General features: G+C 51.2%; 17 protein-coding genes. 3 read left to right on the forward strand and 14 right to left on the reverse strand.

What is annotated here, in order from left to right; translation table 11 throughout:
• Positions 1–18: 18 nt before the first annotated feature.
• The 5 genes from Pla110_RS04270 to Pla110_RS04285 all read right to left on the reverse strand — a co-directional run bounded on the left by Pla110_RS04270 (position 19) and on the right by Pla110_RS04285 (position 4,030).
• Positions 19–1,008, reverse strand: coding sequence for a glycosyltransferase family 2 protein (locus tag Pla110_RS04270; protein ID WP_144993584.1), 990 nt, complete (start codon positions 1,006–1,008; stop codon positions 19–21).
• 54 nt (positions 1,009–1,062) lie between these two features.
• Positions 1,063–2,076 (reverse strand): lysylphosphatidylglycerol synthase transmembrane domain-containing protein, encoded by a 1,014-nt coding sequence (locus Pla110_RS04275; protein ID WP_144993586.1) that lies wholly within the window; start codon positions 2,074–2,076, stop codon positions 1,063–1,065.
• A gap of 227 nt (positions 2,077–2,303) precedes the next feature.
• Complete coding sequence (locus tag Pla110_RS22515) at positions 2,304–2,444, reverse strand: hypothetical protein (RefSeq protein ID WP_197440498.1); 141 nt, start codon at positions 2,442–2,444, stop codon at positions 2,304–2,306.
• A complete protein-coding gene (locus Pla110_RS04280) occupies positions 2,425–3,294 on the reverse strand; it encodes a hypothetical protein (RefSeq protein ID WP_144993588.1) in 870 nt (289 codons plus the stop codon). The genes Pla110_RS22515 and Pla110_RS04280 overlap by 20 nt, the downstream gene beginning before the upstream one ends.
• A gap of 64 nt (positions 3,295–3,358) precedes the next feature.
• Positions 3,359–4,030 (reverse strand): hypothetical protein, encoded by a 672-nt coding sequence (locus Pla110_RS04285; RefSeq protein WP_144993590.1) that lies wholly within the window; start codon positions 4,028–4,030, stop codon positions 3,359–3,361.
• A gap of 1,532 nt (positions 4,031–5,562) precedes the next feature.
• On the opposite strand from Pla110_RS04285, the gene Pla110_RS04290 reads away from it, so the two are divergent.
• Positions 5,563–6,375, forward strand: a complete 813-nt coding sequence (locus Pla110_RS04290) for an STAS domain-containing protein (protein WP_144993592.1) — start codon at positions 5,563–5,565, stop codon at positions 6,373–6,375.
• 293 nt (positions 6,376–6,668) lie between these two features.
• Positions 6,669–7,967, forward strand: coding sequence for a GspE/PulE family protein (locus Pla110_RS04295; protein ID WP_144993593.1), 1,299 nt, complete (start codon positions 6,669–6,671; stop codon positions 7,965–7,967).
• Between the two features lie 23 nt (positions 7,968–7,990).
• On the opposite strand, the gene Pla110_RS04300 is transcribed toward Pla110_RS04295, so the two are convergent.
• Positions 7,991–8,254, reverse strand: coding sequence for a hypothetical protein (locus Pla110_RS04300; protein ID WP_144993595.1), 264 nt, complete (start codon positions 8,252–8,254; stop codon positions 7,991–7,993).
• Positions 8,255–8,389: 135 nt separating this feature from the next.
• Between Pla110_RS04300 and Pla110_RS22955 the strand changes: the two genes are divergently transcribed.
• Entirely contained in the window at positions 8,390–8,512 is a 123-nt protein-coding gene (locus Pla110_RS22955; protein WP_261342362.1) for a hypothetical protein, read from the forward strand.
• A gap of 17 nt (positions 8,513–8,529) precedes the next feature.
• Here the strand turns inward: Pla110_RS22955 and Pla110_RS04305 are convergent, their stop codons facing one another.
• The 8 genes from Pla110_RS04305 to Pla110_RS04340 all read right to left on the reverse strand — a co-directional run bounded on the left by Pla110_RS04305 (position 8,530) and on the right by Pla110_RS04340 (position 20,913).
• On the reverse strand, positions 8,530–9,012 hold the full coding sequence (locus Pla110_RS04305; protein WP_144993597.1) for a division/cell wall cluster transcriptional repressor MraZ: 483 nt from the start codon (positions 9,010–9,012) through the stop codon (positions 8,530–8,532).
• Between the two features lie 357 nt (positions 9,013–9,369).
• Complete coding sequence (locus Pla110_RS04310) at positions 9,370–11,460, reverse strand: ATP-dependent helicase (protein WP_144993599.1); 2,091 nt, start codon at positions 11,458–11,460, stop codon at positions 9,370–9,372.
• A gap of 232 nt (positions 11,461–11,692) precedes the next feature.
• Positions 11,693–13,837 carry an alpha-glucan family phosphorylase gene (gene glgP, locus Pla110_RS04315; RefSeq protein WP_144993601.1) on the reverse strand — a complete coding sequence of 715 codons (2,145 nt, stop codon included), beginning with the start codon at positions 13,835–13,837 and terminating at the stop codon, positions 11,693–11,695.
• 564 nt (positions 13,838–14,401) lie between these two features.
• Entirely contained in the window at positions 14,402–14,998 is a 597-nt protein-coding gene (locus Pla110_RS04320; protein ID WP_144993603.1) for an HNH endonuclease, read from the reverse strand.
• Positions 14,999–15,765: 767 nt separating this feature from the next.
• The gene (locus Pla110_RS04325; RefSeq protein ID WP_144993605.1) at positions 15,766–17,190 is read right to left on the reverse strand and encodes a class II fumarate hydratase; all 1,425 of its coding nucleotides are present in this window, start codon (positions 17,188–17,190) and stop codon (positions 15,766–15,768) included.
• A 177-nt stretch (positions 17,191–17,367) separates the two neighbouring features.
• Positions 17,368–18,234, reverse strand: a complete 867-nt coding sequence (locus Pla110_RS04330) for a methyltransferase, TIGR04325 family (RefSeq protein ID WP_144993607.1) — start codon at positions 18,232–18,234, stop codon at positions 17,368–17,370.
• Entirely contained in the window at positions 18,231–19,673 is a 1,443-nt protein-coding gene (locus tag Pla110_RS04335; protein WP_144993609.1) for a hypothetical protein, read from the reverse strand. Before Pla110_RS04335 ends, Pla110_RS04330 begins: the two co-directional genes overlap by 4 nt.
• Positions 19,663–20,913, reverse strand: a complete 1,251-nt coding sequence (locus Pla110_RS04340) for an ABC transporter ATP-binding protein (protein ID WP_144993611.1) — start codon at positions 20,911–20,913, stop codon at positions 19,663–19,665. Before Pla110_RS04340 ends, Pla110_RS04335 begins: the two co-directional genes overlap by 11 nt.
• Positions 20,914–20,926 lie beyond the last annotated feature (13 nt).

Raw genomic sequence — 20,926 nt, forward strand, 5'->3', positions numbered from 1 at the left:
ACTGGACGACGACGGTCGCTATTCTCCATCGGTTGCGGGGGTTGGCATGTTGGTAACGGGAGACGTCCGTTCGGAGACGCTGTAGGTTTGCGATTCGCGGCCGGTGTAGGCGACGATCAATTCCGCAAGCAGACCCAGGGTGAGCGCTTGAGCTCCGAGCAGCGTGAAGGCGACAGAGTAGGCGAGCAGGGGCCGGTTTCCAATGGGGGCGAAGTCTAAGCCCAGAATATTCGTGAGAATCCAAACGCCTAGCAGAAAAAGCAGGCCGACAGAGCCAATCGAAAAGGCACCCAGACCGAATGCGCCCAGCATATGTTGGGGGCGATAACCGTAGCCGGTCAGGAATTTGACGGTCAGCAAATCCAGGAACCCTCGCAGGAAACGTCGAATACCATATTTGGACTGACCGAATTGACGAGAGCGATGGTGCACGGAAAGTTCGGCCACTTTGAACCCGCGCGAGTGGGCCAGCACGGCGATAAACCGGTGCAATTCGCCGTAGATGCGAAGTTCGGAAGCGACTTCCGAGCGGAACATTTTCAAACCGCAGTTATGGTCATGGAGGTCGAGTCCGTTCAGTTTACTGACCATCCAGTTGAAGACTTTACTGGGATAGACTTTGTGCCACGGATCGAGGCGACGTTCCTTCCATCCATTGACGACATCGTATCCCTGATCGATTAACTCCAGCATGCGGGGAATCTCGGCTGGGTCGTCCTGTAAGTCGGCGTCCATCATCATCAGGATACGGCCCGAAGCGGCACGCATACCGGCCATGAGTGCCGCTGCTTTACCGAAGTTCGTGCGAAAACGAATGCCGTTTACACGTTCATCTTTGGCCGCTAGTTCCTGCACGATTTCCCACGACCGATCGGTGGAACCGTCATCGATCATGATGATTTCAAATTGCAGGTTATGCTCGGTAGCCACTGCGGCGATTTCGTCGTGTAATTCGCGCAGACTTTCTTCTTCGTTAAACAACGGAATGATGATCGAAAGTTTTTGCATGGCCACATCAATTCAATTCGAGAGAGTCGTAACGTAGTCAGGTGTCGTAGGGGATCAGTTCGACGTGAGCGAGGACTTATTACCACTATAGTATAAGCCAACCGCAGCGAGGATTTCAAAAGTTAACCAGACCAACCGGAGCAAAACAGCGGCGGCAACTGCCTGGGCTGGGCTGATTTCCGGGATGGCAGCGAGGCTCCACATCAGAAGACCTTCCCGCACACCAACACCGCCCGGAGCAAAGAGAGCCAGAAACCCGATGGAAGTTGCCACGGCAGAGGCGGCCACAAAAGTCCAGAAATGCTCAAGCAAAGATAAATCGGGTTGCAAGCTTTTGAGGACGAGTCCCAGGCTGATTCCGAGGGTAATCCAGCAGACGCCAAACAGAAACAGACCCCGAAACAGCAGTAAGGTCCGAATATGAATAGGCTGTTCGAGCTGGTATTCCGGGGGTGTCATTTTGCGACTAACCACCGTCACCATCCGGGCGATTAATGGAAGCAGCAATAGAGTCGTTCCAATGACCAGTGCAGGCAGCAACCAGGGGTGAATGATGAGTGGTTGCAGAAATGCCGGCAGGCGCGATTGTTGCTCCATCGTAAAGACCAACGGAAATAGACTCCCGACCACTACCAAGCCAGTTCCCATCATCATTAATGTTTCACAGGTGGCGGTAATTGCGGCCAGAGCAGGAGGGCAATGTTTCTTGACGAGGGCGGTTCGGATGACAAGCACCATCGCTTTGCCCGGAACATACTTTCCGAGATGACCACAGTAATAGGCTCGGATTGTCGGTCTCCAAGGGACATCTGCTCCGCAGGATCGCATCAACGCACGCCAGAACCAAACTGAAGGCATCCAGCCAGCGAGATAGACGATACCGGCGAGGAGTAGCCAACTATAGTCGATGTGTAACTCGCTCAGTTCTTCTTTGCTGCTGAGTTGGTAGCCCTGGTAGATTACGAAGACCAGTACAAGCAAGCAGAGCCCCCATTTCAACATCGCGAAAAGCAATCGCTTGTTCGGAATGGACGAGGGGGCGATGGTGGGAGGGGATTCTTCAGACATCGTCAGGGGATTCTGCGTCAGAGAGACGCCAATAGCAGCGATCGTAAAATAGTTAGATTTACAGTGACTCTATCAGAAATTACCTTCCATCGCGTGATCCCTTTGAGCAAAAAGAAACCTCTTCTGATGGTCAGAATGACCTGCCAGAAGAGGTTGGATGGGGTGTTTTTTTTTGATTCATGCTGCGATATGTAGCAGCGTATTGCATCAACGTAGGAAGCGAGGGATTAATTCCCCATGTCCCAGTTATACTCATTCAGTTTAAGAATAAGGAAGATGATGCCGGTGACCAGCGCACACATGGAAAGGAAGAGTAATCCTTCATAGATGGTGGCTGATTTTTTGTTTTCAGAGTTTTGTTGTGACATTATCGCCTCGCGCTATGATACCGTTTTTCGTGTTCAGTACGAGTCGACCCACCGAACGGTCGGGAGTGACTTTAATAATTTCGACTTCGCCCAGATATTGAGCAGGGGTGCCGTCTGCTGCCTGTGGACGAGTGATGTACATCTTGTGACCGAGAGCGAGCCCATCATCGCTACCAACAGAAACTTCAACCAGTTTGGTATTGTTCCGTGTGATAGTGATGGTGTCCAGAACGAGTCCCTCTACTGAGGGGGGAGGGGCGGTCAAACCTTTATGGGTTTCTGGATCCGGATCGATATTGTTGTGGGCCAGTACTTCTTTGAGAGTGGCATATTGAAATAACAGACGCGATTGCTTTTCTTTGATAGTGGCAATTTCGACGTCGCGGTTATAAACCTCATCGTTCGACTGCCGATTCTGTTTCGACAATTCGTTGATGTCCGTATGGAGTTTGGCAATGACTTGGCGAAGACGTTCGGCTTCCAGACGTTTGAATTCGGCTTCCTGGTTTGCGATGTCAGACTGTCGAATGGAGACGTCGCGTTCCTGGCGGGTGCTGACCAGTTCGTTTTCTTTCTGCTCGTTTTCATCCTGCAGTTGGTCAACAGAGGCTTCCGCTTTGTTTGCACGGTCGTTTGCTTCTTCGAACTTCTGGTTCAGGTCCATCTGAACATTCGCCAGTTCGTTTTCCGATCGTGCGATTCGTTGATTGGCTCCAGCCAGCTGTTCGCGTAGGCCGTTTGCTTCCGATCGCCAGTTTCGTCCCGCCGTGTACACGGCGCTCGCAAACATCATCAGGCAGATGCTTAGCAGGGCGATGATAACGGTAAGTGTTTTGCCGAGTGTTGTCATCGGAAGGCTCCGGGGTATTTCTGTCGTTCTCTTGTGACTGTTATGGGTAGGGATTGGAGAGGAATCAGTTGGCTTCGGCGACGGTGTCGACCTCTTGCTTTAATTGTTCCTGTCTCCGCTTCAGGGCCCGAGCGATCTCTTTGTAACGTGTTACCAGATCCACCAATTTTATTTTTTGTTCCTCCAACCGGAAATCTTCTGTTTTGATCTCATCCAGTTGGGCGTTCAGTCGGGCGATGTCTTCTCGTCGTTTTTGGGCGTCTACCAGGGTCTCGTTTGCTTCCGTAGTTAACGTGACCAGTTGGACAGACAAATTCTGGGTCTGTTCCAGCGTCTGCTCAATTTCCGCCTGTAGCTCTGTGATTTTTTTATCGAGACCTTTTCGGTCCGTTTCGATCATTGCTTCGTAGCTGGTGATTTTTTTGTTGACGGCGTCGATCTGTCTTTTCAGATCGGCGTTGGCTGCACGCAGTTTATTCGTCTCATCTTTGATCGTGGCCACCAGTACCTCAGGGAGGAATGAAATGCTACCCACCGTTTGATTGGTAACATTGTCCGTTCTCTGGTAGCGATTACCTTCAGGACCATCGACTGGCAGGATCGTGTAATTCTCAACCGTAGCGATTTTTTCCTGCCAGTTATAACTACCGTAATACAGATTCATCGCAGCCATCATAAATATGATGCTCGCGATGAAGGTAAGGACAACCAGTACTTTACCGAGATTCGTCTTCATAAGACTCTCAAATGAGGTGGAGTGAAGGCAACGGGAGGGAAAATTCAAATCGGACGTTAGATCATGTTAAAAGCTGCCTAACACATGATCTACTTTACCCGTTAGAACAAACCGAAGAGAACGGGAAAGTTCGTAAAATAGGCGAAATAGTCCTTTTTTTGCGACCCGGGAGATGGCCTAAACCCAATTATCGAAATATTTAGTAGTGGACTTATGGTCACTGTGTTCGTTGCCGGATTGGCGATCTGCTCCGAACTGGATCGACCAGTCCGGAAGACTGGATTCCATCCAGCAAACCTGTTGTGACTATCAATAAACGTGACAAGCTACAGTCACTATGTATTTACAGAGGGTCCAGCATCAATTGGTAGATAGCGCGCAAACGCTGTAGGGTAAGGAGAACCGACCCTGTTTATCAAAGCTCGGCTGTTGAGAAATAGATCTGAGGGAAACCTCGTAAAAAAATCGATACAGCGAAAAATCGTCAAAAGCAATCTTATTCTTCGGGTTGTGCGGAGGGATTTCTGCCTGATGATGAAATATCACCCTCAGTTAAACAGTGAGTCAACTTTTCAAAATCATTCTGCCGAGCTATTGAATGAGCGGCTGCAACTCGACATGATAGTAGAAGGTTTCCGGTAGAAACGGACTGGCAAGATCAGAAAGTTTTTCCATCGTGCATTCTCTGCATGATTCAACGAAGCCATCCACTTCAACCGGTAGGTTCTCCCTTTTCTTCCTCGGTTTTTCACATCGTTCTCAAGCTATCTCCCTTTCAGCTGTAACGCTTTTGCAGACAGAGTTTTTCTGGCTGCCGAATCTGTTTGCTCATTCAGGTAAGATAATACGACTCCCAAGTCGTTGGCAGAGGTTAGCGGTTGTGGTCGGCCCGGGTAGTTTACCAATCTCATGATGTTTCATGCTTTCTGTTTCTACTAAAGAGAAGCGGCAGGGTTCCATTCCTGCTCACGGCTTTGAGACAGCACCTGAAACGGTCGTCGGTATCACCTCTACGAGTTATCCACTCAATATTATAAACGATTCTGAAACTCTCTGATGGTTTAAAACAGCCCTTGTTTTACAGGGTCTGGAATAACCATGATCGGGTTTCAAAATGGGCTCCAGTACTCTTTCTTGCCTTGAATCTTGCATTCGACTTAATCACCCAGAGTGATCAGGACGACTGTCATCGGATTTTCCTATCCGTGTGATCTAAGGTGGTGGAGGTGCGAAATAGCAGCCCACACATCCTAAGATTTTCCTGATTTTAACATATCGTCTTTCATGTTTTTGCATAAAGATTCTGTATCTCTGATCAAAGTTCGGTAGCCTTTACGCATGATCGATTTTGGTTTTGCTCGATGAGCAACATCGGCGATAATCGAAATCGAAACGGCGTCAGGGAAGAGTTTTCGTGGTTACTGAAGTCGGCTACTATTCCATATTCCATTGAACCGTCGCAGAGTGCTGTTGTCGGTTATGCAGTTACTTAATTATCATACAGTCTGAAACCGTACTGGAGTTCGTCCTCGGTGAAAGCACCTTGGAAGTCGATTTCAATGGAGGCGACTTGTTCCCCTGTAGGTTCTCTGGCTGAAAATACAGATATATTTATTCAACTTTCTGCGGGCCCTTCGACCGCTGACTTTTCTATCTCCAACTCGGGAGAGGCAACTGTGACGTCGAGCAATAATCCTTATTATTTCGAGCAGGGTAACGGCTACTCTGTAATTACCCTGACTCCGGAACTGAATGACGCTCAGTGGAGTGACATCGAGAAAGTCGGCTCCGATCTTCTCGTACAGTTAAAAGATCATAAATCTCCCGCTTTTGTTGTCGATCTATCATCCCTGAATTACATGGGAAGCGCCATGGTGGCGTTGATTGTGCGGCTTTGGAAATCGGTGAAAGACGAAAAAGGCCGAATGGTCGTCGTCAATCGAGAGAAACTCGTTTATGAAGTCCTCGAACTGGCCGGGTTGCATAAAATCTGGGTGATTGTGGAGACCCGTGAAGAAGCACTTAAGAAACTTGGGTTTCGCGCTTCGTCACTCTCTTCGTCCGGGTCTTCAAGTGCGACCAGCAGCGTATCAGAAGACAGCAAGCTGGCTCCAGCCCTCGTCATTCTGGCGACCTTGGGAGCAATCGGAGGACTGATCTGGCTATACAACGCAAATGATCAAAAAATTCCTCTGGTTCTCACTATTGTTGCCGCCCTCGTGGCGATCATTTTTGGCACGTTGTCCGCCACAAGTTTTAAAACAGCCATCAAAGCGCTCGGCCTGGCCGGCGTGGTGACAAACCTAATACTGATTGTGGTGGCGGTCTTGGAGATTACATCTTAGTCATAAGGCTCCCACCAAAAAATATATGCCGCATTTGCGGAAGAGAAATAACTTGATCTGTCGCCGACCTCACTGCCATGCAATTGTCGTGCGATGACTTTTATAATCGAATATTTTAACCGCAGACCGGTCACAGAAGAATTTCAGCGGCCTTTGCCCGATTGACCTGTTCCTCTGTTTCCTGAAGCACCAGTGATCGTTTTTCGTTTCGGATACGAATGGAGGAGACTCCTGCCGTCCGGTCGGTGAACGTGCAATTACAACATGGGCCATTTCATCGGGAGTTACTGAGGATGACCGATCGTCAAACATCAGCAGAGTCCAAATCATCGGACAGTTCAAAGCCGAATAGCGTCAACAAGCTACCTCCAGGTGATGTCCGCCAGAAAGCGCTAGAGGAAGAGTTGAAAGGGCTCGTCGATGTCGTCGGGCCCGGTCCGCTGGTCGACCTCCTACTGGAACGTGCTTTCCAACTGAAGGCCACTGACATCCATCTCGATCCGACTGATCGGGGCCTGCTGGTCCGGTTGCGGGTGGATGGTCTTCTCCACAACGTGCTGGAGTTGCCTCCGAATGTGACGTCGCATGTGATTTCCCGTATCAAATTACTGGCAAACATGGACATCACGGAGCGTCGCCTGTCTCAGGATGGTCATATCTCTAACGCGGTCTTACAACATCAGCGTGATATTCGTGTGGGCAGTGGCCCCACAATTCACGGTGAACGTCTCGTACTGCGACTGATGCCCGATAACCGCGAGTACGTCGAACTGGGAGAATTAGGATTTGACGAAGGTCAGATTAAAATTCTTCAGCGCTGTATCGAAAAACCGTACGGCATGATTCTCAGTGTCGGACCCGTCGGTTCCGGTAAGAGTACCACGATGTACTCCTGCCTGCAGAAGTTGAGCGATCCGACCAAAAGCCTGGTTACCATCGAAGATCCAGTCGAACGCCGGATGGAAAACGTGAACCAAATTCAGGTCGACCCGAAAATCGACTTTGGATTCGTCGAAGCCCTGCGTGGTGTTCTGCGTCAGGACCCGAATGTGATGATGGTGGGAGAGATTCGCGATCCCGAGACCGCTCATATTGCCTGTCGTGCGGGCCTCACCGGGGTCGTGGTACTGAGTACGCTGCACGCCAACGACACTGCGGCGACGATCGACGTCTTCCGGGAATTTGGTATTCCTCCGATGTTCATTGCCGACTCACTTCAGGGAATTATCTCTCAACGACTGCTGCGAAAAGTCTGTCGCGAGTGTGCCGAAGATATCAAACTCGACGACAAGCACATTCGCATGCTGCAACTTTCCGATGAAGAAGTGGATAAGTGCCAGCTCAAGTCGGGCAAAGGATGTGGAGTCTGCTTTGGCACCGGTTACGCCGGACGAACGGGGGTCTTCGAGATCATGGAAATGGACTCCGAAATTCGAGAAGCCGTTCTGCATGGTCGTTCACACGATCAGATGATGGCACTCGCCCAGACCAAGGGAATGGAATCGCTCGAAGAAGCGGCTCGTCAGAGAGTCATCCAGGGAGTGACGGACATGCAGGAAATGCACCGCGTGTTGACCACGTTCCCTACCTGATCCTATTCTGAAACAGTTTGACCTTAAACCGTTTGATTGTATTCAACAAAAAACCTCTCCACTGCAATGGTTTCGCAGGGGAGAGGTTTTTTATGCCTACTCGTGGGACTGAGTTCGGCAGGATTGTTTTGAGTGTCGTCGTTGGGCTTGGCACCGCTTAATGAGGCGGGGGTCTTCAATGCTGGCAGCAGTTGATGCGTTACCAGTATTTTCTGGTAGGCAAGCAAGCCGTCGTTGATTGTGGGGAGTTGTAAGTAAAACCCGGCGAAAGAAAAAACGGCATCCATGCCGAAGGACACCCTCCATGGCATTTGTCTTATCGCAGAGAATCAGCCGATTCAGAGCAGAGTGAACAGTCGTGCTTTCTTCCGGCCGGGTTTCGTAAATCTGAAAGGCATACCATTGCCAATCAGAAGTGGTGCATGCATACAAAGCGTAATTTGGGTCGCGACTTCGAGATCGCGTTGGTAGGGAAGATAAGTATAGAGCTGGCAGTCAGTTTTCATCTGACAGGACCACCGCTGGCCGTTACCTGGATGTTCTGAGTAAACAGTGAAGAACGTTACTCGGACAGATCCCGGAAGAGCGGATTGAACTCTGGCATCTCTTGCTGGAGCGTTTCGAGCCACGCATCCGGATTCCAGATTTCCACGCAGATGGCTGCTCCTACAATCATGACTTCCTGATTCACGTCCACGTTCAGAAACTGTCTGAACCCTTCGGGAATTAACAGGCGCGAACGATTGGCTAATTTAACCGTCGTGGAGCGGGTCGAAAGTAAACGTCCGAGACGCTGAACTTCTCCCCATCGTTGCTCCATTCGACCAGCAGATACTTTCTGCTTGATCAGGTTAACGCCGACGTCGACTCGCTTCTGCCATTCGGCAGCAGACCAGAGTGACAGGCAGCCATAACGCTCTTTGGTCAGGATCGTTTCCCCGGCTGGATCGGTGACCGCTTCTGCCATTTCATTCGGCAATGAGAGACGAAAACGATCGTCGATCGTTCGTTTCACTTCGCCGGTGATAAAGGTTTCTGCGGACATGCGTTCGGTGCCGATAGAGGAGGTTTAAGTTGCCTGTCTATCTTACTGGGTCGATATCCCACAATCAACTAGTTGTTAAAGATCGCTGTGGGTAATTATCCCACTTCTGTTCTCACGATACCGCCATCAATTTGAAACTTCAAATGGTTTGGGGTGATTTTTCCGATTTTGACGGTTTTAGTCAGGGTCTTATTTCTGGTTTAAAAAACGATGTCTACGCGTTGTCTGTTGACAGTCAATAATCACAGCAAGTTGGTCCCGGTTAAACATCGTACGAGTGCTTCGGGTATGTTCTCAAAGCACGCACCGATACACGCAAAAGTATCCAGGAAATATCGCAAAAGGGGGGAGAGTGCCCTATAGCCAGCGGTTTTTTAAACCATCACGAATGGAGCGACTGTCGATTCCAGTGGAGCGATAGCTCTCCAAGTCGTCGGCATCAATTTCGAGATCGGCATTGATGATCTCGCAGCATTCCAGCACCGAGTCACTCAGGAAGCGACTCTTGCGAACAGATACGTTTCGGCCACCGGGAAAGCTGTTGTTTCGCGTAAAGTAACGACGTGGGCAACCGACATACAGCCAATGTTTAGCACGCGTCAGCGCGACATAAAACAGACGGCGTTCTTCTTCCAGGTCGTCACCCGAACGGAGTGCCATTTCAGAGGGCAGACAACCTTCGATGGCTTGCAGGAGATAGACGACATCCCACTCAAGTCCTTTAGAAGAATGAATGGTACTGAGCACCAGACATTCCTCATCAGCATCTTGCGTCTGGTCCTTAAGTTCCATCATGGACGTCGGTGGTTCCAAGGCGAGGTCCGTAAGGAAGCTGGCCCGATTGACGTAACGATCCGAAATTCGCTCAAGCTGATCGAGATCATTTTCACGCGCACGCAGGTTGTCGTATTTTGATTCAAGAATCGGTTTGTAAAATCGGCGGACGAGTTTCAGCTGTCCCGACATCGGTTCGTCGTCACTCCTTTTCAGGGACAGTGATTGGATCAGGGCGATGAAGAGAGGCCAGTGATCGCGCGTAGCTGCAGGCGGCTTAAAGTCTTTCCAGCCAGCGGTGATATCACTTTGCCCTTTACTCATCTCCATTAACTGCGCCCCTTTCTTGCGACCGATGCCGGGGAGCATGGTCAGCACGCGCATGACGGCGACTTCATCACGCGGGTTCTCCGCTATTCGGAGAAAGGAGAGCAGGTCTTTGGCGTGGGCTGTTTCAATAAACTTGAGGCCACCATACTTGGCAAAGGGAATATCCCGATGCCCCAGTTCGATTTCCAATGGCAAGCTATGATGCGATGCGCGAAAGAGAACGGCCTGTCGGTTAAGGGGAACACCATTCTCGCGATGTTCCAGAATCTGGGAGATCAAATAATCTGTTTGAACATCTTCGTTGTCACTTTCCACAATAATCGGCCGCGGACCTTGTTCTCGATCAGACCAGAGGTTTTTCTCGAACCGCTCCGGAGCCATGGAAATCACTCGGTTCGTCATCTCTAGAATAGGCTGAGTGGAGCGGTAATTCTGTTCCAGGGCCACAATGGTGGTGTTGGGGAAATCCTGAGGGAAATCGAGAATGTTTCGGACCGTTGCAGCGCGAAAAGAATAAATTGACTGGGCATCATCGCCAACGACGGTCACTCCCTGTCCTTCCGGAGAGAGCAACTGCAGGATACTGGATTGAAGAACGTTGGTATCCTGGTATTCGTCAATAAGAACGGCGTCGAACTGGCTGCGGATCATCTCTGCTCCCGTGTCAGAATCGAGCAGGGCTCTCCAGAAAACAAGCAGGTCGTCGTAGTCAAGAACTCCCTGTAGCTCTTTGCGATCTACGAAGGCGCGGAACAGTCCTTTAAGTTCATCTTGATATTCGGCACACCAGGGAAAATCAAATTGCAGGACTTCTTCGAGTCGCCGCTGAGAATTCATGCAGCGACTGTAGATGTCGAGGCACGTTCCCTTAAGCGGGAACCGCTTCTTGCTGTCCGCGAGATTCATGTCTATGCGCAGTAGTTGCAATAAATCTTCGGAGTCCGTTCGGTCGAGAATCGTGAACTGTGAATCGAGACCGAGTGCGTTTCCATATTTACGCAGCATACGTGCCGAGATGGAATGGAAAGTTCCTCCCCATACACCCCGACCAGGTCGTTTGCGTCCCGTTCGATCGGCATGATGGTCCAGACCTGAGAGAATCGCCTCGACTCGTCGCAGCATTTCATTGGCTGCGCGTCTCGTGAAAGTAAGCAGCATAATGCGACGTGGGTCGACGCCGGTTGCGATCAACCAAGCGACTCGGTGTGCCAAAGTGGTCGTTTTACCAGTACCAGCTCCGGCGACGATTAGGAGCGGATTGAGATCGTGCTCGACCGCCACTCGCTGTTGGTCATTCAGCTGTGAAAGTAGCGATTCCAGATGATCATCATCGGCTTCAACCATGAAGCATCCTGAGGTAAGGAGGTTGTGAGTGAATAAGCTTGATACCCAAGCGGTCGTATTGCAGCATTGAAGGTCTTGGACGGCAAGATAATCATAGCAGCCGACGGTTCCCGCTCCTACCCCCCGGAATTTCTCAAGCGGGTTCGGGGAAACCAAACAATAAAAAAGCCCTCGCTGCAAAGGGCAGGAGGGCTTTGGATTTTACTTAAACATTCAGGCGTTATTCGCGGAATTAGAACAACTCGCTGGAAGTTCCACCACCGGCAGGAATATACGTTTGTGTGACATAATCCATTACCATTCGGTCGGCATTAAACCGCCAACCGAGCGAGCGAATCGCCCGTTTCATGCGGTAAATCCACTCTTGCGGCAGGTCGTCTTTGTCGCGAGCGTAGTACATCGGGATGACTTCATCCACCAGCGTGCTCATCAGGTTTTCAGCATCACGTTGGTCTTGAATTTCGACATTGGAATGAACACGTCCCGGACCGATAGCGAAGCCGTTGGCTCCGTCAAAGGCTTCCGCCCACCAACCATCCAGAATAGAGCAGTTGAGGCCGCCGTTTAGCACGACTTTCTGTCCACTCGTTCCCGAGGCTTCCAGCGGACGTCGAGGATTGTTGAGCCACACGTCAACGCCTTGAACCAGATGTCGACCGAGGTTGATATCGTAGTTGTCGAGGAACAGAACGCGGCCACGGAAGCGGTCTTCCTGTGTCAGCTTGAAGATTTTCTGCAGGATCACTTTTCCGTTGTCATCTCGCGGGTGTGCTTTCCCAGCAAAGATGAACTGCACTGGCTTGGTACTGCTGTTGACCAGTTTGGCAAAGTTCTCAAAGTCTCGCAGGACAAGGTCGGCTCGTTTGTAAGGAGCAAAGCGGCGAGCAAACCCAATGGTCAAAAACTTAGGATCGAGGATATCGGCCAGTTTTGCCACCTGTTCTTTAGGGGCACCGCGGCGTTCTGCCTGTTGCATTGCGCAACTACGAGCGTAAATGATCAGCCGGTTTTTGAGTGACTGGTGTGTCTCCCATAGTTCGGCGGGATCGACTTCCATGAAACTTGACCAGACCTCGGGTTCACCCGTGTGCTTATGCCAATCCAGCGGGAGAATGCGGTCATAAAGAGCACGCATCTGGGCCGCCAACCAAGTCGGTACGTGCACCCCGTTTGTAATATGACCGATCGGAATTTCGTCTTCGCCTCGCCAGGGCCACAGATTCGACCACATGCTGCGGCTGACTACACCGTGCAGGTTCGAGACGGCGTTGGCTTTGCGACTCAGTTTGAAGGCGAGGACCGTCATGCAGAAGGTTTCAGAGTGGTTCTGCGGGTCGACACGGCCAAGGGCCATCAGGCCTTCATGATTCAAACCGAGTTGATCGGCGAGCGGGCCAACATGTTCTTCGACGAGCCCCGAATCAAATCGGTCGTGACCGGCTGGGACAGGAGTATGCGTCGTGAAGACACCGGAGCGAGCGACTTCACGCATGGCATCGTCGAACGAAAGTCCATCGGCCTGCATGCGAAGTCGGATGAATTCCAGCGGAGCGAAGGCAGAGTGTCCTTCGTTCATATGGATCACTCGAGGGTCGATCCCCATGGCGGTCAGTGCGCGAGCTCCTCCGATACCGAGCAGAATTTCCTGTCGGATACGAATCCGTTGATCGCCACCGTAAAGACGGGCAGTCAGATCGCGAACTTCTTCCGCGTTTTCCTGCACGTTCGTGTCGAGCAGGTACAGTTTGATGCGACCGACATCGACTTCCCAGACTTTGGCGTGGATCGTTTCGTTCCGGGTCGGAACGTTGATCATGACAGGTTTACCATCGACACCAAGTGCTTCCCGAATCGGGAGGACTGATTTATCCAGTGTTGGATACGATTCTTCCTGCCAGCCATCTTTGTTAATGTTCTGAATGAAGTAGCCTTCGTCGTAATAAAGACCGACGCCGATCAACGGTGCTCCTAAATCGGAGGCACTCTTCAAGTGGTCCCCCGCGAGAATTCCCAGCCCACCCGAGTAGATCGGGAAGGATTCATGGATACCGAATTCAGCCGAGAAGTAGGCGACGGGGCGATGTTGCAGTACCCCTCCCTGGATATTTCCCCAAGTATCCTCTTCATTCATATATTCCTGCCAGGCTCGGTAGGCCCGGTTGATGCTGGAATGGAGCGCGAGATCCGAGATTCGTTTTTCAAGCTTGTCCGCGTCGTATTCTCGCAGCATCTTGAAGGGATTGTGTCTTTGTTGCGACCAGAGCAGCGGGTCGATTTGTCGGAAGATGTTGGTGATGTCGGGTTGCCAGCTCCACCAGAAATTCGAGGCAAGTGCCGAGAGTTTCTCATGCACAGTCGTATTGTATTTTTCAGCCATGAATATTTCTTCCTTCCCTTTCAAGGCCCGGTTCATTTAAACATTCGCGGAAATTCAGGTCACGAAAGTTCCGGCGAAAATCTGGATTACGATTGTCTAATTCACTGTCGCTGAAGGGGGATCGGCACTCTTTATCCGGGAGGGATAGCGTGGATAATGAGCAGAGCCCTTCAACGTGCGCGATGAAAACAGGCCTGGAAAAATTGCAGAGGACCACAAGCGCCATCCTGGAAGGTTGGTTCCTGAGATCGGGGATATGAGTTGGATCCCGCAGGCAGCGAATTCGTCGTTAGCCTGTTGTCTCCATACTTTTAGCAGTATAGCCAAGAAAATCGAGTGGTCGAGTGAAATGCATCTTGAATCGTTCTCTCGTAGGAGAATGAACTGCAATTAGTTGGAAGGATAGGAGGAATACGGGGAGCAGCTGAAATCATTAGCTTCTCAAGTCCCCTCACAAACAATCTGAGGCGCAAAAAATAACCGTCCTTTCCCACCGATGCAGGGGAGGACGGTCGATTCAAATGTGATAGCGCTGTGAGCAGAGCTATGTCCGTGTGGGACCAGTTACTCTTCGAGTTCGACGTTCCAGTAGGCTTCGCTCATGAATTTGGACCAGCTGTCGATCCGCTTTCCGAAGGAGGCGTAGATCGGCTTCCAGGGAGGTCGGACTGGTTCGGCGAGCAGCGGCATGTGTGCCTCTTTGGGCGTTTTGTCCGCTTTCCGCTTATTGCAGTTGATACAGGCCAGTACACAATTGTCCCAGCTGGAGACTCCACCTCGAGAACGAGGCAAAACGTGGTCGATCGTCAGTTCCGCACTACCGGGCTGTTTGCTGCAGTACTGGCAGGTGAACTTGTCACGACGGAACAGATTTCTTCGGCTGAAGGCGACTGTCCGTTTAGGAATACGATCGTAGCTGGTCAGCGTCACGATTTCAGGGACACGCAGACGCGAGTGGTTCGTGACGATGCAAGGTTCATCATGCTCGGGATCAAGTTCGGCCCAGTCATGCCAGGTGTAGGTGGCATAATTTTCAGGGTCGACAATATGGGCGGATTCGTTCCAGACCTTAATGAGCGCCCGTGAGACCGGCACAATTCCGACCGGCTGCCAGTTCCTGTTCAGAACCAGCGTAGGACGCGATAGCGATGAGGTTACCATATTCACTTTCTCCCGAGACGGGTAGGACGATATACGAAGTGAGTAGAGGGGCGATGCACTCCAGATTGGCGATTATCAAACGTAATTCACCACCAGACACCAGGACGGGTATCCGCAGACAACGCCTTCTGAGAACAAGGTTTCGCGATAAACGAGGTAAACCTTCTTCAGCAAGGAAGTTGCTGTTGTTGATGATTGATATCGAACCTGAAGTTTTCTAGTTGTCAGATAGATATTAATTGGACGCAAGTTGGATTTGACTCATCTCACGAAATCTTAAGAATCTTCTGCAGGAGTTTCTCTGAAATTCATCAGTTGAAAACTCCCCATGTAACTGTTCTAGATATGCGAACGCGGAACAGCACCCGAGTGTATATGGTTTTCTGAAGGAAGTTGCGGCGGACGCCGAATCATTCAGGAGGTAATCTGGTAGGGCATTCGATTCAAACTGCTGTCTAACGACGTCAGCGAAAGAGCCGAACGTATCTCATCCTCGAATTGTGAAAATCTCAATTCACTGCGATTTCTACGCAAATAGAGGATCGCATTAATATGAACTCTGGAAGGTGCTGTGGCAAGGTGTTCTCTGTTCAGCAGAAACCACCCCTTTGCTCAAGCATCCTAGAGTCATATTTATACAAGAGGTTCACAGGTTCAGGAAAATAATTCAAGTCTGAACCCGAAAAAAGAAGCCTGTTCTTCGTCCCGACTCGGGGAAGAAAAACAGGCTTTTTAGATTATTATTCATCCGCTGCAGGGCCGGGGAACTACGCCTGGGGTTCCGTCATGCTGAACGGATCGAGTGCTTCCTCGAGCTGTTCTGGTGGCAGAATATTCTGCTCAGTGCAGAGTTCTCGAATGGTCTTATTCGTTTTGAAGGCTTCTTTCGCCAGCGCCGAAGCTTTCTCGTAACCGATGTACGGGTTGAGACTCGTGACCATCGACAGGCTTTTTTCGACGGCGTCGTTACACGCTTCTTCGTTGGGCTCCAATCCGTCCATGCAGAACTCGACAAACGCGTCGGTAGCCTTGCTTAGCAACATAATGCTTTCGAGCGTCGTCTGGCCCATCATGGGCATCATGATGTTCAACTGGAATTGGCCTCCCGAAGAACCGCTGATGGCGATCGCCTGATCATTCCCCATGACGCGGGCTGTGACCTGTAACATACTTTCGCACATCACGGGGTTTACTTTCCCGGGCATAATGGAACTACCTGGCTGACGATCTGGGATTTTGACTTCGTAATATCCACATCGAGGGCCAGCACCCAGCCAACGGATGTTATTCGCCACGTTGAACAGGGTGGAGGCAATCGTTTTCAACTGGCCATGGCATTCCACTAGTCCATCACGCTGCGCATTCGCTTCAAAGTGATTGGCCGCTTCCACAAAGGGAACGCCGCTCTCTTTGGCCAGCTCTTCAGCCACTCGGCCGCCGAATTCGGGGTGGGTATTGATTCCGGAACCGACAGCTGTGCCACCGACGGGCAGTTCGAGAATCGCTTCGATGGCCCGTTCAGCCCGATCAATTGACAACTCCAACTGGCGGGCGAATCCGCCGAATTCCTGACCCAGGCGAAGAGGGGTGGCATCGGCAAGGTGTGTCCGGCCAATCTTGATGATTTTGTCCCAGGCGACGGCCTTGTCTGAAAGACTGACGGCAAACTTCTTCAGAGCAGGGATCAAATGATTTCGAATCGACATACCTACAGCAACGTGAATCGCAGTAGGGAAGGTATCGTTAGTGCTCTGTCCCATGTTGACGTGATCGTTGGGGTGGATCTGTTTTTCAGCTGCGAATCGATCCCCCTTCATGATCTCAATTGCCCGGTTGGCAATGACTTCGTTGCAGTTCATGTTACTCGACGTTCCCGATCCCGTCTGGAAGACGTCGATGGGAAATTGGTCATTGTAATTTCCGGCAGCAACCTCTTTGGCGGAAGCGAGCATCGCTTCGACTTGCTTGTCGCTCAGTGGGTTTTTTCCCGTTCCGGTCAGTTTGCCAAGATCACGGTTGGCGACTCCACAGGCGTATTTGACGAGTCCCATTGCCTGAATCAGTTCGGGCGGGAGTGTCCAACCGGAGATTGGGAAATTCTCGACCGCCCGCTGCGTCTGCGCACCGTAATACGCCTGAGCAGGAACCTGTACATCACCCATCGAATCTCGTTCCGTCCGAAACTCAGCCATCGAAATACACCTCTCTCGTTCATTGGATATCAGTAAAAGCAAATGGAGAGCCGGTAAAACCGACGTCTCCCCCTGATCATATCGCGCCATCATTTTTTGACAATGAGCCCGGCTGAGAAGATTCAGGGAACCACGAAATACACGAAAGAGATGAAATCAGAAACCGGAAATCTGTGTTTATCTGTGTCTATCTGTGGTTCCAACCAACCCAGCCGGATCTCGTCGTTTCCAGATCATCCCATAGGAAAGAGACTGCACGTCGCCCAGGTCGAATTCACCATCGCCTGAGGGATGTTGAGAGATAATTTCGTAGTGAGAAGAGAGGATGTCGCACAGTTCATTGTGGTCCAGGAACCAGGCGGGGTAGCTTTGGGGGGAACCGTAGATAGAGGCGGGAACGTGCTGTAGGGTGAGCCGATTGCATTTCTGAAAGAGTAAGGGCGTACGGTCAATTACGATCCAGGGAATCTCTGTGTTGGCAATCATTCGGAGAAACGAGAACGGCTCTTGCAGATAAGGAAGCACGCCCGAGAGGAGCAGTAAATCGACGGGCCCCTGCGCGAGTCGTTCCTCTATGGACGGAGAGAACTTTAACTCCGATGTGGTAAAATCGTCGCGGCCCGCTTGAATCAGCGCGGGTTGTTCGACGATCGTCCAGTCAAATTTCAAATCCACCGGTGCCGCATGGCGACAGCGATCATAAGTCGATCCCAGAGCACCGCCGAAGTCGATTACTGAGATAGACTTCGAGTCCTTTTCCAGTCCAAGATGATATAGCACAGAAAGCAAACGGAGGGGTGGGCAGGCCGAATCAATGACAACACCATCCTGAGCAAACAGTCCTTTTCCAGCCCGTACTTGTCGCTGCGCGTCGATCACTCGCTTTTGAATGAGTTCCGAGTCGTATCCCGATGCGTCCGCGAGTGCCGTTTCGAAATTAGGGTAATCGCCGGTGAACCGAATTAAATTCGGATTCCACCGTCGTCGCCAACGAAGCAAAGCAGGAGGAAGCCATGACCTCAGGTGTTCGCGCCACTTCGTCATGGCTCATTCCGTCTCTGTCGGCAGACAACCAGATATCGACCCGCGGGTGACGAGTCCTGAACGTCGACCTCTTCGAAATATTGTCGGGCAATGTCGCAGAAGTTTTCCAGCGTGTACCAGTCGTACGAATCGTTCCACCAGGTTTTAACGTACTCATCATCCCGGCTGACAAATTCGACGATCAAATCCTTCCTGGTAAATTGACTGAGTGCCCCAAAGATAAAGGGGAAGTCGAACATTTCAGTGAAAACGAGATGGTGAGTCAAACCGAGCGCCAAGACGCAGTCAGCCTGCAGACGCTGCTCTACAGCGGTGTAAAGCCGGCTACCTCTTGCATCGATTGTTCCGTGCGGACCGACAGGATTCACGATGTTGAGATACGCCAGAGACATGCCGGAGTTCGACGACTGTTCTCTCTGAAAGAGTTGGTTGAGTGCCAAGTCGTCATTGTCTGTACAGACAACCTGTCGTCCCTGTCGGCAGGCGAGTTGTGCGTACCAACCGCTGTTACCCGCCAGATCATGAACAGTCGCGGGAGCCAGTTCTTCCAAGACTTTCGCGACCGTTATTTGTTTCTCCGACCATGTCTCCGGCTGGGCGTGATCTGGGTAATCCTCCGCGTAATAATGTGACCAGAATGTACGCTGGCGAGGGAGACGAACTCGTTCCACGCGACGTTTCCAGCGTTCGAGTCCTTTGATCCAGATCTCGGTTGATGGTTGTCGTTGCAGATGAAATCGGTTCAGCCTCGCCAGCTTTTGAGCCCCACGTCCCAGGCGACTGTGACCGCGGGATTTCGCCAGCCTGAGCCAACCCCGTCTCCAGAGATAACGCAAACCGGGAAGTTCATCTTCCTGAATAGGTTGGGAATACTCCTGCATCAAAGTTCGTGCGAGTCGCCCGTGGCCACTGGTCATCAACTGCAGGGGATACCAGAACTGGGCACGGAATTGATTGATAAAATCGGCTCGGTGAATCTGTTCCAATGGGACGAACGAACCATAGTCGACGAACAGAGGAGTCGTTCCATCAAACACGAGATTCCAGGGATGGGCGTCGGAAGTCGCCAGTCCTGATTTCGCGAGACGAATATTTAATTCCAGGAACTGAATTGCCGCTGACTGAAATGCAGCAGAGCACCATTCGTAAGGATAACTCACAAACGGAATTCGATCGTGTTTAAGAACGAGTGCTGCACCCTCCAACTGAAGGTCAGTCTCTCTGGTTTCGACAAAGAGTCTTTCATGGATCAACTCTTGCAGCAAGCCCTCTTCCGTGAGCTGTTTCCACATGGGCAGGCTCGATTGTGGAATTGATCGGTAAAGTTCTCCCTGCCAGGTGAAAATGCGTGCCGTATGTGCCGGCGAGGCAGAGGTCGCGTATTCAATCTCAGCGGGAGGAATACGAATCTTTCCCGTTGTGGTGATTTCAGTTGCCATCGAGACTCCAATCCTGCTCCAGGAGGAAGAGAGTCTCGTTTCGTTCAAAGCAGCGTCCCGTGTGATAAAAGTCGGCCGGTTGCACTTCGATTTCCGCCGCGTGGGCCAGGTGGTCTGCGATCTGACCTTCCGCCAGAACGGCAATGTTCACATAGCAACTACCGGCAGTCAGGTTAAGCCCACCCGTCCGGCAGACGATCGTTCCCGATGCAGGGAGTGTCCCTTCCAGTTGTGCCGTCTTATCACTGTCGAGTCGAAAGAGGGACGTATCAAGTGGGTCATAAATACCAACAAGAAAACGAAGCCGCCGCGGGGTGTCGTCGCTGCTTGAATAGTGGAAGGTGAAGGTTAACTCCTCTCCCGCTTCAATTCGTTCGTTCCCATCCGGGCCCGTGATCTTCAGCTCTTCGAAACGGACCAGCCCTGAACCGCGTCGGTCCTGGCGATCGCTGATATTGATCTGTCGGATTGGTTGAGACGAATCGAGATACCGGTTGATCGCTTCATCGATTGTACCATCATAGGCCAGTTTTCCCTGATCGATATAGATACCGCGCTGGCAGAGATTCTTCATGGCCGTCATCTGATGACTGACAAACAACACTGTCCGGCCCGAACGTGAGACGTCTCCCATTCTGTTCAAGCATTTTTTCTGAAATGCGGCGTCGCCGACTGCCAATAGTTCATCAACAAGAAGAATCTCAGGTTGTAGATGGGCGGCGACGGAGAAGGCCAGACGCATATACATCCCGGAGGAGTACCGTTTGACAGGCGTGTCGAGAAACCGATCAATCTCGGCGAAGGCAACAATCTCATCAAAGCGGTCTCGCACTTCCTTCTGACTCATTCCGAGGATTGAACCATTAATGAAGATGTTTTCCCGGCCGGTCAATTCGGGATGAAATCCCGTCCCCACTTCCAGCAGCGAACCCACCCGTCCATACATCGTTGCCCTACCGGATGTGGGTTCAGTGACACGAGAAAGAATCTTCAGAAGAGTGCTTTTGCCAGCTCCATTGTGTCCGAGAATTCCCACCGCTTCCCCAGCGGAGACATCGAACGAGACCTCGTCCAATGCCCAGACATGAGGATTCGCTTCAGCCGATGGTATCATTTGTTCGCGAGTGAAGGGCTTTTTAAACCAGCGCGTCAATGAATCTCGCAGCGCGTAATAGGGTTCACGCGTTCCGAGTTCGTAACGCTTCGAGAGTTGTTCAACACGTAACGCGAGATCCGTCATCGGATTTAGTTTT

The organism is Polystyrenella longa, from assembly GCF_007750395.1.
Classification (GTDB): Bacteria; Planctomycetota; Planctomycetia; order Planctomycetales; family Planctomycetaceae; genus Polystyrenella; species Polystyrenella longa.